Raw genomic sequence first — 15669 nt, 5'->3', positions numbered from 1 at the left:
CGTAACGGCGGCAAACGCGAGCGCCAGAGCGAATTTGGAGGGTTTGTTCATGTTTCTCCTCGTTGAGCTTGAAGCTGGATAAGTGACTCGCAGCGAACCCCCGCCGCTATCAGGAAAACGGGGCCAGTATAGCAACGCCAAGAATAGGTTCAAAGGATTGCGACTGGGTTTCCTGCGTGCTGGAAACAATCTTAAGGCATTTGTCGTGCCCTGACCCGTGCATTCATGCCCGACTGGACCATTTCGCCGCCCAGTCCTTCCCCTGTGTTGGTTTTTGGCAACAGGGCATGCAGGGCCTGGAAAGCCGCTGGATGAGTATGCACCCGCCGCGCGTCCCGGGCGATCGCGAACGGCGCGTCCCCGTCCTTGGGGGCTCGCAATGATAGAATTTCCTGTTTCCCCGACGGCCATGTCGCGCGGCGCGGCGTGCCGCTCCCTGCCGCGCAAGGTGCCAGTTCCTGGCCGGTCGGGCGGGTCACCAAGTCGCCACGGGTCGCCACGGGCCAGGGCTTCACTCGAGTCGCCACCTACTTATATATATGGATTCCTTCGCCAAGGAGACGCTTCCGGTATCGCTGGAAGAAGAGATGCGCCGCAGCTACCTCGATTACGCCATGAGCGTGATCGTCGGGCGCGCCCTGCCGGACGTCCGGGACGGCCTCAAGCCGGTGCACCGGCGCGTGTTGTTCGCCATGCACGAGCTGAACAATGACTGGAACCGTGCCTACAAGAAATCGGCGCGTATCGTCGGCGATGTGATCGGTAAATACCATCCGCATGGCGACCAGGCCGTCTACGACTCCATCGTCCGCATGGCCCAGGACTTCTCCCTGCGTTACATGCTGGTGGATGGCCAGGGCAACTTCGGCTCCATCGACGGCGATAATGCCGCGGCGATGCGGTATACCGAAATCCGCCTGGCGAAGATCGCCCACGAGCTGCTGGCCGACATCGACCAGGAAACCGTGGACTTCGGCCCCAATTATGACGGCAGCGAAAAAGAACCGCTGTTGCTGCCGTCGCGGCTGCCCAACCTGCTCGTCAACGGCAGCTCCGGCATCGCAGTGGGGATGGCCACCAATATTCCGCCGCATAATCTGCAGGAAGTGATCGACGGTTGCCTGTATTGCCTGCGCAATCCGGACTGCACCGTCGACGAGCTGATCGAACTCATTCCCGCCCCCGATTTCCCCACGGGCGGCATCATCTACGGCCTGTCCGGCGTGCGCGAGGGTTATCGCACCGGCCGGGGCAGGGTCGTCATGCGGGCCAAGACCCATATCGAGGATATGGAGAAGGGCAACCGCCAGGCCATCGTGATCGATGCCATTCCTTTCCAGGTCAATAAGAAGACGCTGCAGGAACGTATCGCGGAACTGGTCAACGAGAAAAAGATCGAGGGCATCTCCGATATCCGCGACGAGTCGGACAAGGACGGGATGCGCCTGGTCATCGAGCTCAAGCGCGGCGAAGTGCCAGAGGTCGTGCTGAACAACCTCTATAAGAATACGCAGCTGCAGGATACCTTCGGGATGAACCTGGTGGCGCTGGTCGACGGCCAGCCCCGCCTGCTCAACCTGAAGCAGATGGTGGAATACTTCCTGCAGCATCGCCGCGAAGTGGTGACGCGCCGCACGGTATTCCAGTTGCGCAAGGCCCGCGAACGCGGCCACGTGCTGGAAGGCCTCGCGGTGGCGCTGGCCAATATCGACGAATTCATCGCCATCATCAAGGCGGCGCCCACGCCGCCGGTCGCCAGGCAGGAATTGATGGCGCGCGCCTGGGATTCTTCCCTGGTGCGTGAAATGCTCGCGCGCGCGGACGGCGAGACCCCCGGCGGCATCGCGGCCTACCGTCCCGACGACCTGCTGCCCAGCTACGGCATGCAGCAGGACGGCCTGTACCGACTTAGCGATACCCAGGCGCAGGAAATCCTGAACATGCGCCTGCAGCGCCTGACGGGGCTGGAGCAGGACAAGATCGTCGGCGAATACAAGGAAGTGATGGCTACCATCGCCGACTTGCTCGACATCCTGGCCAAGCCCGAACGCATCACCACCATCATCAGCGACGAACTGCAGGCGATCAAGGCCGAGTTCGCCACGGCGGCCAAGGATGTGCGTCGTTCGGAAGTCGAGCTCAACGCCACCGAACTCGATACCGAAGACCTGATCACGCCCACGGACATGGTCGTGACCTTGTCGCATGGCGGCTATATCAAGAGCCAGCCCTTGTCTGAATACCGCGCGCAGAAGCGCGGCGGCCGCGGCAAGCAGGCCACGGCGATGAAAGACGACGACTGGATCGATCAGCTGTTCATTGCCAATACCCACGATTACCTGCTGTGCTTCTCGAATCGCGGCCGGGTGTACTGGCTCAAGGTTTGGGAAGTGCCGCAGGGTACGCGTACTTCGCGCGGCAAGCCCATCGTCAATATGTTCCCGCTGGTCGATGGCGAGAAAGTCAACGTGGTGCTGCCCGTCAAGGAATTCAGCGACGACCACTATGTCTTCATGGCGACTTCGCGCGGCACGGTGAAGAAGACCCCGCTGTCGGATTTCTCCAACCCCCGCAAGGCCGGCATCATCGCGGTCGATCTGGACGAGGGCGACTACCTGATCGGTGCCGACCTGACCGATGGCAAGCATGATGTCATGCTGTTCTCCGACGCCGGCAAGGCCGTGCGCTTCGACGAGAACGATGTGCGTCCGATGGGCCGCAACGCGCGCGGCGTGCGCGGCATGATGCTGGAAGACGGCCAGAGCGTCATCGCCATGCTGGTGGCCGGCGACGAAGAGCAGAGCGTCCTGACCGCTACGGAGAACGGCTTCGGCAAGCGCACCTCCATCACGGAATACACGCGCCACGGCCGGGGCACCAAAGGTATGATCGCCATCCAGACCAGCTCGCGCAACGGCAAGGTTGTCGGTGCCGTGCTGGTCCAGCCCGAACACGAGATCATGCTGATCACGACGGGCGGTGTGCTCGTCCGTACCCGCGTCGCGGAGATCCGCGAAATGGGCCGCGCCACGCAGGGTGTGACGCTGATCAGCGTGGACGATGGCAGCCGCCTGTCCGGCGTGCGCCGTGTGGTGGAAAGCGATGCCGACCTCGATGGCGAGGCGGAAAGCGACGATGCGCAGCCGCCGGCCGACTCGACCGACGGAGACACAGCGACTGAGCCGACGGAGGAATAATGGCGCGTCCCTGGAATTTCTCGGCGGGGCCTTCGGCCTTGCCGGAGCCCGTGCTGCGGCAAGCGGCCGAGGAAATGCTCGATTGGCACGGCAGCGGCATGTCCGTGATGGAAATGAGCCATCGCGGCAAGCAATTCGTGCAGATCTGCGATGAGGCCGAACAGGACCTGCGCGATCTGCTGGCGGTGCCGGACGACTACGCGGTCATGTTCATGCAAGGCGGCGCAACGGCGGAAAACGCCATCGTTCCGCTGAACCTGATCGGCCGCCGCGGCGCGGCAGCCGCCGATTACGTGCTGACCGGCCAGTGGTCGGTGAAGTCGCACAAGGAAGCTTCCAAGTACGGCGATGTGGCGATCGCGGCCAGCAGCGGGACGGAAGTCCAGCTCGATGGCAAGGCGCAGAAGGCGTGGACCTGGGTACCCCCCGTGGAAAGCTGGAAGGTGCGCAAGAATGCCGCCTACCTGCACTTCTGCAGCAATGAAACCATCGGCGGGGTCGAGTTCACCGATTGGCCCACGGCGGCGCGTCTGGGGGTGGACGACGTTCCGCTCGTGGTGGACGCGTCCTCGCATTTCCTTTCGCGTCCCATGGATATCGCCGGCACCGGCATGGTCTATGCCGGCGCGCAGAAGAACGCCGGGCCTGCCGGTGTGACGGTGGTGATAGTGCGCCGCGATCTGATCGGCCACGCGCTGCCCATTTGTCCGGCGGCCTTCGACTATGCCAACGTGGCGCCGGAGCACTCGCGCTACAACACGCCTCCGACCTACGCCATTTACATCGCCGGCCTGGTCTTCAAGTGGATCAAGGCGCAGGGCGGCGTTGCGGCGATGGAACGTGCCAGCATCGCCAAGGCCGAGCTGCTGTACGGTTATCTGGACAGCACCGCTTTCTACCGAAATCCCGTCCACGTCCCCGTGCGTTCCCGCATGAACGTGCCCTTCATCCTTACCGACGAATCGCTTAACGAGGCTTTCCTGAAAGGGGCCGACGAGGCCGGATTGACCCAGCTCAAGGGCCATAAGAGCGTAGGCGGCATGCGCGCATCGATCTACAACGCCGTGCCGCTGCAGGCCGTTCAGGCGCTGGTGGCCTATATGCAGGATTTCGAACGACGCCATGGCTGATTCCCTTGCCGAAAAGTTGCGCCCGCTGCGCGAGCGCATCGATGCGCTGGATGCGCAGATCCTGGAGCTGCTGACCTTGCGCGCCCGCACGGCCATCGAGGTCGGCGAAGTCAAGCATGCCGAGAACGCGGATGGCCCCGTGTTGCGCCCGGACCGCGAGGCGGAAGTCATCCGCCGGCTGCAGCTTATGAACGCCGGTCCGATTCCCCGCGAAGCGGTGGCGGCCGTCTGGACCGAAATCATGTCCGCCTGCCGCGGCCTGGAGCGCGGATTGACGCTGGCCTACCTGGGGCCGGAGGGTTCATATTCCGAACAGGCCGCGCTGGAGCATTTCGGCCATGCGGTGAACCGCTTGCCCTGTCCGTCGTTCGATGAAGTCTTTCGCGCGCTGGAAGCCGGGCAGGCCGATGTGGGCATGGTGCCGGTAGAGAACTCCACCGAAGGCGCCGTCAACCGCACCCTGGACCTGCTGCTGAATACCTCGCTGACGGTCATGGGCGAGCGCTCGCTCATCATTCGGCATTGCCTGATGTCGCAGAGCGGTTCCCTGGATGGCGTGAAGACCGTCATGGCGCATCCGCAGGCCCTGGCGCAGTGCCAGCTCTGGCTGAGCCGCAACCATCCGGAACTGGCCCGCTCGGCCGCCTCCAGCAACGCCGAAGCCGCGCGCGTCGCGGCGCAGGATCCCACTGTCGCCGCCATCGCCGGCGAATCGGCCGCGTCGAGCTGGGGCCTGCAGGTGATCAGCGCGGGTATCCAGGACGACCCGCACAACCGCACGCGCTTTCTGGCGCTGGGGACGATTCCCACCCAGCCGACCGGCAACGACAAGACCAGCCTGATCATGGCGGTGCCCAACCGCGCCGGCGCGGTGTATGAAATGCTGGCACCCCTGGCGGAAAACAAAGTGTCGATGACGAGATTCGAGTCCCGTCCGGCACGCACGGGCCAATGGGAATATTATTTTTACGTGGATGTGCTGGGCCACGCGCAGGATCCGCACGTCGCCCGTGCCTTCGAGGCGCTGCGCTCGCAAGTGGCTTTCTTCAAACTCCTCGGTTCCTATCCCGCGCAATGAAGGGCGGCGTCGCCGCACGCGGCGCTCCGGCACGGCCGGGCCCCGCGCGCGGCGCAAGCCCAATCCGCTATGACTGACACGAACAAAACCCTGGCCGCCCCGGCCCACGTAAGCGCCATCGCGCCTTATCAGGCCGGCAAGCCCATCGAAGAACTCGCACGCGAGTTCGGCCTGGATCCGGCGACCATCGTCAAGCTGGCGTCCAACGAAAATCCCTTGGGCATGCCCCAGTCCGCGCGCAGTGCGATGCTGGCCGCCGCGAATGCCCTGGGCCGCTATCCGGACCCTAACGGCTTCGAACTGAAGTCCACACTATGCCGGCTGTATGGCGTGCCGATGGACTGGATCACGCTGGGCAACGGATCCAACGACATCCTGGAACTTGTCGCCCTGGCGCTCCTGGAAAAGGGCACTTCGGCGGTTTACGCGCAGCATGCGTTCATGGTGTACCGGCTGGCCACGCAGGCACGCGGCGCGCGCCACATCATGGTGCCGGCGCGCGACTACGGGCACGACCTGGACGCCATGCTGGACGCCATCGCCGACGATACCCGCGTGGTGTTCATTGCCAACCCGAACAATCCCACCGGCACCTTCCTGCCGGCACCGCGTGTCCAGGCCTTCCTGGAACAGGTGCGCGAACGCCACGGCGAGCGCGTCGTGGTGGTGCTGGACGAGGCCTACAACGAGTATTTGGACCCGGAATACCGTTTCGACAGTGTGGCCTGGGTGCGCGAGTTTCCCAACCTGATCGTTTCCCGCACGCTGTCCAAGGCCTACGGGCTGGCTGGCCTGCGTGTCGGATTCGGCATCTCGCAGCCCGCTCTGACGGACCTTCTGAACCGGGTGCGCCAGCCTTTCAATGTGAATACGCTGGCCCAGGCCGCGGCCGCGGCGGCACTGCAGGACCGCGATTTCCTGGAGCGCTCCTACCGCCTCAACAAGGAAGGCAAGGCGCAGTTGTGCCAGGCTTTCGACACCCTCGGCCTGAAATACGTGCCCAGCTACGGCAATTTCGTATTGGTGCACGTGGGCGACGCGGCGCGCATCAACCTTGAATTGCTCAAGCGGGGTGTGATCGTGCGGCCGGTCGCCGGCGACGGCCTGCCGGAATGGCTGCGCGTCAGCATCGGATTGCCGCAGGAAAACGCGCGTTTCATCGATGCGCTCGGCGAAGTCCTGAAGCCATCATGACGGCCGGGCCCGCTGACGCACGCGTGCCGGCGCCGCCGATTCCAGTACTGGCCGTGGTGGGCGTCGGCCTGATCGGCGGATCCTTCGCGGCCGCCTTGCGGCGGGCGGGCCATGTGGGGCGGGTCCTGGGCGTGGGCCGTAACGGGCCATCGCTGGAACGCGCGCGCGAACTGGGCCTGATCGACGAAGCGGTGGGCGCCGCCGAGGCTGCGGCACGGGCGGACCTGATCATGCTGGCGGCCCCGGTGGGCACTTTCGGGGCCATACTGGCCGAAATGCGGCCTGCGTTGAAGCCCGGCGCCATCGTGACCGACGCCGGCAGCACCAAGTCGACCGTGGCGCAGGCGGCGCGGGCGGCGTTGGGCGAGCGCATCGCCAGCTTCGTTCCTGGGCACCCCATTGCCGGCGCCGAGAAAATCGGCCCTGACGCTGCCGATCCAGGTCTTTATACTGGACGCAGCGTTATCCTGACCCCGCTGCCGGAAAACCTGGCGGCCGACGTCGCGCGTGTGCGGGCCGCCTGGGAAGCCTGCGGCGCCCGCGTGCTGGACATGGATGCCGCCGAGCACGACCAGGTGCTGGCCTCGGTCAGCCATATGCCGCATTTCCTGGCGGCCGTATACGTGGCGCAGGTGGCGCGCAGCGCGGACTGCCGGCGGGGGCTTGCCATCGCCGGAACGGGGTTCCGCGACTTCACCCGCATTGCGGCGGGGTCGGCGGAAATGTGGCGCGATATTTTCCTTTCCAACCGTGCCGCGATGAAGGCGGAACTGGCCCAGGTGCGCGCGGTGCTCGACGAAGCGGAACAGGCGCTGGACGCCGGCGACGGTGCGGCGCTGGAAGCATTGCTGGAAGAGGCGGCGCGGTTCCGGCGGGACTGGAAGCCGGGGCACTAGGCCCGCGCGCCGGGCGACTGACTACGGTTTACGACAGGACACGGGCTTACATGAGCGGAGCTTCTTTTCTCGATCTGCCGCGCGCGGTCCAGGCGCGGGGCACGGTATCCTTGCCGGGGTCCAAGAGTATTTCCAACCGGGTGCTTTTGCTGGCGGCGCTGGCGGAAGGCACCACGGAAATCTCCGGCTTGCTGGATTCCGACGATACCCGCGTGATGCTGGCTGCGTTGCGCGCGCTGCGGGTCACATTGGATGAGCAGGGGGAAGGGCGGGTCACGCTGCGGGGCGCCGCGCGCTTCGCGCAGCCGTCGGCCGATCTTTTCCTTGGCAATGCCGGCACCGCCGTGCGCCCGTTGACGGCCGCCCTGGCCCTGATGGGCGGCGACTATCGCATTTCCGGCGTGCCGCGCATGCATGAACGGCCCATCGGCGATCTCGTCGATGCCTTGCGCGCGCTGGGCGCGCGCATCGACTACACCGGCCAGGAAGGCTATCCGCCCTTGCATATCGGCAGCGGCCCGCTGGGGACGCATGGGCCCGTGCGTATGCCGGGTGCCGTTTCCAGTCAGTTCCTGACCGCCATGCTGCTGGCCGCCCCCATCTATACCAACACCGTGGGCGAGCCCCTGGTGATCGAGATCGTCGGCGAGCTGATTTCCAAGCCGTATATCGAAATCACCCTGAACCTGATGGCGCGCTACGGTGTGGCGGTGCAGCGGGACGGCTGGTCGCGCTTCACCGTACCCGCCAACGCCTGCTACCGCAGCCCCGGCCGCATCGCGGTCGAGGGCGATGCCTCGTCCGCGTCGTATTTCCTGGCGCTGGGCGCCATCGGCGGCGGCCCGGTCCGGGTGCAGGGGGTAGGGCGCGACAGCATACAGGGTGACGTGGCCTTTGCCCGGACCCTGGAGTCCATGGGCGTGCACATCGAGTTTGGCGCCGACTGGATCGAGTCGCGCGGTGTCCGGGTCGCGAACGGCGAAACCCTGCGCGCCTTCGACGCGGATTTCAACCTGATCCCCGATGCCGCCATGACGGCAGCCGCGCTGGCCCTGTTTGCCGACGGTCCCTGCCGACTGCGCAACATCGGCAGCTGGCGCGTCAAAGAGACCGATCGCATCCATGCCATGCAGACCGAGCTGGCCAAGCTCGGCGCCGGCGTGGCGTCGGGTCCCGACTGGCTGGAAGTGACGCCGCCCGCGCCGGATGCCTGGCGCGACGCCGAAATCGAAACCTGGGACGACCACCGGATGGCGATGTCGATGTCCCTGGCCGCCTTCGGGCCGGCCGCCGTCCGCATCCTGGATCCGGGGTGTGTCAGCAAGACCTTCCCCACGTATTTCGACGTATATGCCGGCCTGGTCGGCGGCGAGGAGCCCGTATGACGCAGGCAGACGATACGACCCGGGACACCGTCGCGGCGCCGCCCCCCGTTATTGCCATCGACGGCCCCACCGCTTCCGGCAAGGGGACGGTGGCGCACGGCGTCGCCCGGCGCCTGGGCTGGACGGTGCTCGATAGCGGGGCGCTCTACCGTCTTACGGCGCTCTCGGCGCTGGAACAGGGCATCGCGCCGGAGGACGAGGCCGCCGTGGCCGAGGCGGCCCGCACGCTGCCGGTGCGTTTCGACGGCCCGCATATCTATCTGGACGGCCGCGAGGTCGGCTACGACATCCGCCAGGAGCGGGTCGGTAATTTCGCCTCGCGGGTGGCGGCTTTCGGATCGGTGCGCCAGGCCTTGCTCGACCGCCAGCGCGCCTTTCGGCGGGCCCCCGGCCTGGTGGCCGACGGCCGCGATATGGGCACGGTGGTCTTCCCCGACGCCGAACTCAAGGTTTTCCTGGTCGCGGATGTGGAAGCGCGGGCGGAAAGAAGGCGTAAGCAGTTGATGGAAAAGGGTATTTCTGCTAATCTTGATGACCTTCTGCGAGATATGCGCGAGCGCGACGCCCGCGATACCCAGCGTTCGGTGGCGCCTCTGGCGCCGGCTGCGGACGCCAAGGTATTGGATTCGTCGAAAATGACGGCTCAGGAAACGGTGCAAGCCATACTCGATCTCTGGAACGGCCCGCGCGACGGTGTGCTCAAGCCCGGCGCCGCGGGTACGGCAGGGAAAGCAAAAGGTTCTTCCGGTGCCGCCGGGAATATCGCTCCCAGATAGCGCTGTTCCCGTCGGTTTTGTTCCACTCCGCTGGTACGGGCAAGCCGTGCTGGCGTGCACATACAACCAGGCCATCCTGGCCTATGGATTTCAATTCAATGTCTTCCAATCCCTCTACTGCTGTCCTTGACGCCATGGGCAGTGAAAGCTTTGCCGACCTGTTTGCCCAAAGCCTCAAGAACCAGGACATGAAGTCCGGCGAGGTCATCAGTGCCGAAGTCGTGCGTATCGACCACAACTTCGTCGTCGTCAATGCTGGGCTGAAGTCCGAAGCGCTGATTCCGCTGGAAGAATTCCTGAACGATCAGGGCGAAGTCGAAGTCAACCCGGGCGATTTCGTCTCGGTGGCCATCGATTCGCTGGAAAACGGCTACGGTGACACCATCCTGTCGCGCGACCGCGCCAAGCGCCTGTCGGCCTGGCTGCAGCTCGAGCAGGCGCTGGACAACGGCGAACTGGTCACCGGCACCATCACCGGCAAGGTGAAGGGCGGCCTGACCGTCATGACCAACGGCATCCGCGCGTTCCTGCCGGGTTCGCTGGTCGACCTGCGTCCGGTCAAGGACACGACGCCGTACGAAGGCAAGACCCTCGAATTCAAGGTCATCAAGCTGGACCGCAAGCGCAACAACGTCGTGCTGTCGCGCCGCCAGGTGCTGGAAGCCAGCATGGGCGAAGAGCGCCAGAAGCTGCTCGAAACCCTGCACGAAGGCGCGGTGGTCAAGGGCGTGGTCAAGAACATCACCGACTACGGCGCGTTCGTGGACCTGGGCGGTATCGACGGTCTGCTGCACATCACCGACATGGCATGGCGCCGTGTGCGCCATCCCTCCGAGGTCCTGCAGGTGGGCCAGGAAGTGGAAGCCAAGGTTCTCAAGTTCGACCAGGAAAAGAGTCGTGTCTCCCTGGGCGTCAAGCAGCTGGGCGAAGATCCGTGGGTGGGCCTGGCCCGTCGTTATCCGCAGGGTACCCGCCTGTTCGGCAAGGTTACCAACCTGACCGACTACGGCGCGTTCGTCGAAGTCGAAGCCGGTATCGAAGGCCTGGTGCACGTGTCCGAAATGGACTGGACCAACAAGAACGTCGATCCGCGCAAGGTCGTGACCCTGGGCGAAGAAGTCGAAGTCATGGTCCTGGAAATCGACGAGGACCGTCGCCGTATCTCGCTGGGCATGAAGCAGTGCCGCCAGAATCCGTGGGAAGAGTTCGCCACGAACTTCAAGCGTGGCGACAAGGTTCAGGGCGCGATCAAGTCCATCACGGACTTCGGCGTGTTCGTCGGCCTGCCCGGTGGCATCGATGGCCTGGTGCACCTGTCCGACCTGTCCTGGACGGAGTCCGGCGAAGAAGCCGTGCGCAACTTCAAGAAGGGCGACGAGATCGAAGCCGTGGTTCTGGGCATCGACACCGACAAGGAACGCATCTCGCTGGGCATCAAGCAGCTGGAAGGCGATCCGTTCAACAACTTCGTCGCGACCCATGACAAGGGCGCGGTCGTTCCTGGCACGATCAAGTCGGTCGAGCCCAAGGGCGCCGTGGTGACGCTGTCGGTTGACGTCGAAGGCTATCTGCGCGCGTCCGAGATCTCCTCGGGCCGTGTCGAAGACGCCACGACGGTGCTGAACGCCGGCGACAACATCGAAGCCATGATCGTCAACGTCGATCGCAAGACGCGTTCGATCCAGTTGTCCATCAAGGCGCGTGACAACGCCGAAACCGCGGATACGATCCAGCGCATGTCTGAAGCCAGCGCTTCGTCGGGTACCACCAACCTGGGTGCCCTGCTGAAGGCCAAGCTGGACCAGCAGCGCAACGACGGTTAAATCGTTGTGACCAAGTCGGAGCTTATCGCCGCCTTGGCGGCCCGCTATCCACAGCTGGCCGCCCGCGATACCGATTTCGCCGTGAAGACGATCCTCGATGCGATGGCCCAGGCACTTGCCGCGGGCCAGCGTATCGAGATCCGGGGTTTCGGCAGTTTTTCGTTGTCGCGGCGTTCCCCGCGCATCGGCCGCAATCCCAAATCCGGCGAACAGGTGTTGGTGCCTGGTAAACAGGTGCCGCATTTCAAGGCGGGCAAGGAACTTCGCGAACGTGTCGACCTGGACAGCACCGACGAGGCTTCGTCGAATGCTGCCGGCGACAGCGTGGAAACCGCGGTGTCGGGCGTGGGTGCCCACGCGATGCTCTGATCCGGCCGGCGGCGCTTGCCGCCTTGACCGGGCCGGTGTCTTCGCCGTGCCCTGCAGCCAGGCTTCCGCCGGCATTCCTCGTTGGGTCTCTCCGTCGGGTCTCTCCGATAGCAGGCAGAAAAAGCCACCGCGAACCGGTGGTTTTTTTTTGCCCCGTGCGTGCCGAAAGGCAAAAAGTCGTCCCCGGCCGCCAACGAGACCGCCGGCGCATTGATGAGATTGGGGTGGCCGGCACAAAGCGCGCTTACAATCCTGATATCCAACCCTGTGGAGCTCGCGTCATGCGCTATTTCGTCTGGGCGCTGCGATTGATCGTATTCGTCGCGGTGCTGATGTTCGCGCTCAAGAACACCAACCCTGTCCAGGTCAATTTCTACGGCGACTACATCATGCACGATGTGCCGCTGATCGTGGTCATGCTGGTCACTTTCGTGGTCGGTGCCATCTTTGGGCTGTTGTTGACCGTACCCGCGGCGATGCGCCGCCGGCGCGAAGCCGTACGCCTGCGCAAGGAGCTGGACCGCATGCAGGCTGCCATGAACAACCAGGCCGGCCAGCCGGCCGATGTACCGCCGGAAGCCATCGCCCCGATGTCGCCCCTGTGATGCCGATGACCGTTTTCATCGCCGCACTGCGGCGCGTGTCCCAACCCTGCATGAGCGAGCGCCGTGGATTTTGAACCCTGGTGGTTGATTTTCGTCCCTCTGTTGTTCGCGCTGGGCTGGCTGGCGGCGCGTTTCGATATCCGCCAGATGCTGTCGGAAACCCGGGTCCTGCCGGACTCCTACTTTCGCGGCCTGAATTTCCTGCTGAATGAAGAGCCGGACCGCGCGATCGACGCCTTCGTCGAAGTCGCCAAGCTGGATCCGGAAACCACCGAGCTGCACTTCGCCCTGGGCAGCCTGTTTCGGCGTCGCGGGGAAATGGAGCGCGCCATCCGCGTGCATCAAAGCCTGCTCAACCGCGCGGACCTCCCCGTCGCGCAGCGCGAGCATGCCCAGCACGAACTGGCCCAGGACTTCCTGAAGGCGGGCATGCTGGATCGGGCGGAGGCCGGCTTCAAGCAACTGCGCGATACGCGTTATTCGCTGCCCGCCCTGCGCTCGCTGATACGCATCTACGAATCCGAACACGACTGCCCGCGCGCCATCGATGCCGTCAAGACGCTGCGCGGTTTGGTGGACGAGCCGGTGCCCCAACTGGTGCATTACCACTGCGAGCTGGCCCAACAGGCCATGTCCACGCAGCCGCCGGACATCGACGCCGCGCTGACCGCCCTGGACGCGGCCGACCACGCGGCCAGCATTGCGGGCGAGGGCAATACGCCCAGTAAAGGCTCGCTGGTGCGGATCTCAATGCTGCGTGCCCGGCTTGCCGCCCTCGAGGGCGACGCCAAGCGCGAGCGCCTGCACCTGGAGTCCGTCCTGACCGACGAACCGGAATACGCTGGCCTGGTGGCCGAGTCCCTGCTCAACAGCTATCGGGCGAATAACAGCGCCGAGGCGGCGCTCGACCTGCTGCAAAAGCAGTACGCCAAGTATCCGTCGCTGGATCTGTTCAACGTGGTATTCCGCGAATTGCGCGCGCTGCAGGGGGCGACGCCGGCCTGGGCCTTTGCCCGTGCCGCGCTGCGCCATCATCCCTCGCTGCTCGGCCTGGATCGCCTGCTGGAAGCCGAACTGGCCGCTCCCGGCGGGGACGGCGAAGTCAGCCCGGTGCCCGGGGCCGACCTTACCCTGTTGCGCAGCCTGATTCACAAGCATACCCAGCGCCTGGACCGCTATGCCTGCCGTTCCTGCGGTTTTCAGGCGCGCCGTTATTATTGGCAATGTCCGGGCTGCAACGCATGGGAAACCTATGCGCCGCGCCGTTTGGAAGAACTTGAATGAGTGCATTTCCCGTGGGCGACATTTCGCGTCGCCGCATCCTTGTCGTAGGCGATGTGATGCTGGACCGCTATTGGTTCGGCGAGGTCGATCGCGTGTCGCCGGAGGCGCCGGTGCCGATTGTGCGCGTGGCGCGCCGCGAGGATCGACTGGGCGGGGCTGCGAACGTCGCGCGCAACGTGGTCAGCCTGGGTGGACAAGCCACCCTGATAGGCGTGGTCGGCGCGGACGAGGCGGGTGAACGGATACACGCCCTTGCGCGCGATGCCGGCATCGTCCCGGCGCTGGTCGCCGACGCCGGCCATCCCACGACCCTGAAAATGCGCGTCCTGGGTCGCCAACAGCAGTTGCTGCGCGTGGATTTCGAGGAGTCCCCGCGTGCTTCCGCCCTGGACGCATTGGGCGCGGAGTTCGAACGGCACCTGGCCGGCCATGACGTGGTGGTCCTGTCCGACTATGCCAAGGGCGCATTGACGCGCGTGCCGCAGCTCATCCAGAGCGCCCGGGCCGCCGGCGTCCCTGTGCTGGTGGATCCGAAAGGCGACCACTACGATATCTATCGTGGCGCCACGCTCGTGACGCCCAACCGATCGGAAATGCAGCAGGCCGTGGGGCGATGGGCGTCCGAGGAAGACCTGGCCGCGCGCGCGCAGCGCCTGCGGAGCGACCTGGCCCTGGAAGCCCTGCTGGTGACGCGCTCGGAACAGGGCATGACGCTTTTTACGCACGAGGGCAGCGAGCACGTGGATGCCCAGGCGCACGAAGTTTTCGACGTTTCGGGCGCGGGCGATACTGTCCTGGCCACGCTGGCGGTTACGCGCGCGGTGGGCATGCCGTGGCCGCTGGCCATGCGCTGGGCCAACCGTGCCGGGGGCGTGGTGGTCGGCAAGCTGGGCACGTCCACTGTCAGTGCAAAGGAATTGGGAGACCTATCATGATCGTCGTTACCGGAGCGGCAGGCTTCATCGGCAGCAACCTGGTGCGCGGTCTGAACCGGCGCGGCATCCAGGAAATCATCGCGGTGGACGACCTGAGCGATGGCGACAAATTCGTCAACCTGGCGGATTGCCGTATCGCGGACTACATGGACAAGGACTACTTCCGCCAGTTGGTGTCCCGGCGCGCATTGCCGAACGTCAAGGCCGTGTTTCACCAGGGCGCATGTTCCGATACGACCGAGCGCAACGGCAAGTACATGATGGACAACAATTACCGCGTGACGCTGGAATTGTTCGACTACTGCCAATCGGAATGCGTGCCTTTCCTCTATGCGTCCTCGGCGGCCACCTATGGCGGTTCGTCGGTCTACGCGGAAGACCCGGCCAACGAACATCCCCTGAACGTCTACGGCTACTCCAAACTGCTGTTCGACCAGGTGCTGCGCACGCGGTTGTCCGGGTTGACGGCACAGGTCGTGGGCCTGCGTTACTTCAACGTCTATGGCCCGCATGAGCAGCACAAGGGCCGCATGGCCTCCGTGGCGTTTCACAACATGAACCAGTTCCTGGCCGAAGGCCATGTGCGATTGTTCGCGGGGTGGGACGGGTATCCCGACGGTGGCCAAAGCCGCGACTTCATTTCGGTCGAAGACGTGGTCGCGGTCAACCTGCACTTCCTGGACAACCCGAAGACGTCGGGCATCTTCAATTGCGGAACCGGACGGGCGCAGCCGTTCAACGATGTGGCGATGGCCGTGGTCAACGCGCTGCGCGAAGAGCGGGGCGAGCCCGCGCTTGCCCTGGATCAGCTCGTCAGCCAGGGGTTGATCCGCTACATCCCATTCCCCGACGACCTCAAGGGCCGCTACCAGAGCTACACCCAGGCGGACACCAGCCGCCTGCGCGCGGCCGGCTTCGACCAGCCCATGCGCGACGTGCAGACGGGCGTGGCGGAATACGTGCGCTATTGGCGCGCGCGCAAGCAAGCGTAGATTCC

Annotated in this window: 12 protein-coding genes and 1 pseudogene; all 13 read left to right on the top strand. The window is 64.9% G+C overall.

Annotated elements, in window-relative coordinates; all coding sequences use genetic code 11:
* Positions 1–539 precede the first annotated feature (539 nt).
* On the top strand, positions 540–3197 hold the full coding sequence (gene gyrA / locus ACO1P8_RS06975) for a DNA gyrase subunit A (RefSeq protein WP_486295175.1): 2658 nt from the start codon (positions 540–542) through the stop codon (positions 3195–3197).
* Positions 3197–4327: a 3-phosphoserine/phosphohydroxythreonine transaminase gene (gene serC, locus ACO1P8_RS06970; protein ID WP_486295174.1), complete on the top strand. Its 1131-nt coding sequence runs from the start codon at positions 3197–3199 to the stop codon at positions 4325–4327. Before gyrA ends, serC begins: the two co-directional genes overlap by 1 nt.
* Positions 4320–5405, top strand: coding sequence for a prephenate dehydratase (gene pheA, locus ACO1P8_RS06965; RefSeq protein WP_486295173.1), 1086 nt, complete (start codon positions 4320–4322; stop codon positions 5403–5405). Before serC ends, pheA begins: the two co-directional genes overlap by 8 nt.
* Before the next feature lie 69 nt (positions 5406–5474).
* Positions 5475–6599, top strand: coding sequence for a histidinol-phosphate transaminase (gene hisC / locus ACO1P8_RS06960; RefSeq protein ID WP_486295172.1), 1125 nt, complete (start codon positions 5475–5477; stop codon positions 6597–6599).
* Positions 6596–7495: a prephenate dehydrogenase gene (locus ACO1P8_RS06955; RefSeq protein WP_486295171.1), complete on the top strand. Its 900-nt coding sequence runs from the start codon at positions 6596–6598 to the stop codon at positions 7493–7495. The genes hisC and ACO1P8_RS06955 overlap by 4 nt, the downstream gene beginning before the upstream one ends.
* Positions 7496–7545: 50 nt before the next feature.
* The gene (gene aroA, locus ACO1P8_RS06950) at positions 7546–8880 is read left to right on the top strand and encodes a 3-phosphoshikimate 1-carboxyvinyltransferase (protein ID WP_486295170.1); all 1335 of its coding nucleotides are present in this window, start codon (positions 7546–7548) and stop codon (positions 8878–8880) included.
* Positions 8877–9557 (top strand): annotated as a pseudogene (gene cmk / locus ACO1P8_RS06945) ((d)CMP kinase); the annotation flags it as partial. The gene aroA and the pseudogene cmk, both read left to right, overlap by 4 nt.
* Positions 9558–9739: 182 nt before the next feature.
* A complete protein-coding gene (gene rpsA / locus ACO1P8_RS06940) occupies positions 9740–11479 on the top strand; it encodes a 30S ribosomal protein S1 (RefSeq protein WP_094842930.1) in 1740 nt (579 codons plus the stop codon).
* Positions 11480–11485: 6 nt separating this feature from the next.
* Complete coding sequence (locus ACO1P8_RS06935) at positions 11486–11848, top strand: integration host factor subunit beta (RefSeq protein ID WP_094842929.1); 363 nt, start codon at positions 11486–11488, stop codon at positions 11846–11848.
* 281 nt (positions 11849–12129) lie between these two features.
* Positions 12130–12453, top strand: coding sequence for a LapA family protein (locus tag ACO1P8_RS06930; RefSeq protein ID WP_486295169.1), 324 nt, complete (start codon positions 12130–12132; stop codon positions 12451–12453).
* A 63-nt stretch (positions 12454–12516) separates the two neighbouring features.
* Entirely contained in the window at positions 12517–13737 is a 1221-nt protein-coding gene (gene lapB / locus ACO1P8_RS06925; protein ID WP_486295168.1) for a lipopolysaccharide assembly protein LapB, read from the top strand.
* Positions 13734–14672, top strand: coding sequence for a D-glycero-beta-D-manno-heptose-7-phosphate kinase (gene rfaE1 / locus ACO1P8_RS06920; RefSeq protein ID WP_486295167.1), 939 nt, complete (start codon positions 13734–13736; stop codon positions 14670–14672). Before lapB ends, rfaE1 begins: the two co-directional genes overlap by 4 nt.
* On the top strand, positions 14669–15664 hold the full coding sequence (gene rfaD / locus ACO1P8_RS06915; protein WP_486295166.1) for an ADP-glyceromanno-heptose 6-epimerase: 996 nt from the start codon (positions 14669–14671) through the stop codon (positions 15662–15664). Before rfaE1 ends, rfaD begins: the two co-directional genes overlap by 4 nt.
* The last annotated feature ends 5 nt before the right edge of the window (positions 15665–15669 follow it).

The organism is Bordetella sp., assembly GCF_057362025.1.
This window is presented reverse-complemented; position numbering and strand designations above follow the sequence as displayed.

Bases quoted from the DNA above. Each gene is read 5' to 3' on its own strand.
- gyrA (WP_486295175.1), top strand. From the start codon at position 540: ATGGATTCCTTCGCCAAGGAGACGCTTCCGGTATCGCTGGAAGAAGAG.
- serC (WP_486295174.1), top strand. From the start codon at position 3,197: ATGGCGCGTCCCTGGAATTTCTCGGCGGGGCCTTCGGCCTTGCCGGAG.
- pheA (WP_486295173.1), top strand. From the start codon at position 4,320: ATGGCTGATTCCCTTGCCGAAAAGTTGCGCCCGCTGCGCGAGCGCATC.
- hisC (WP_486295172.1), top strand. From the start codon at position 5,475: ATGACTGACACGAACAAAACCCTGGCCGCCCCGGCCCACGTAAGCGCC.
- ACO1P8_RS06955 (WP_486295171.1), top strand. From the start codon at position 6,596: ATGACGGCCGGGCCCGCTGACGCACGCGTGCCGGCGCCGCCGATTCCA.
- aroA (WP_486295170.1), top strand. From the start codon at position 7,546: ATGAGCGGAGCTTCTTTTCTCGATCTGCCGCGCGCGGTCCAGGCGCGG.
- rpsA (WP_094842930.1), top strand. From the start codon at position 9,740: ATGGATTTCAATTCAATGTCTTCCAATCCCTCTACTGCTGTCCTTGAC.
- ACO1P8_RS06930 (WP_486295169.1), top strand. From the start codon at position 12,130: ATGCGCTATTTCGTCTGGGCGCTGCGATTGATCGTATTCGTCGCGGTG.
- rfaE1 (WP_486295167.1), top strand. From the start codon at position 13,734: ATGAGTGCATTTCCCGTGGGCGACATTTCGCGTCGCCGCATCCTTGTC.
- rfaD (WP_486295166.1), top strand. From the start codon at position 14,669: ATGATCGTCGTTACCGGAGCGGCAGGCTTCATCGGCAGCAACCTGGTG.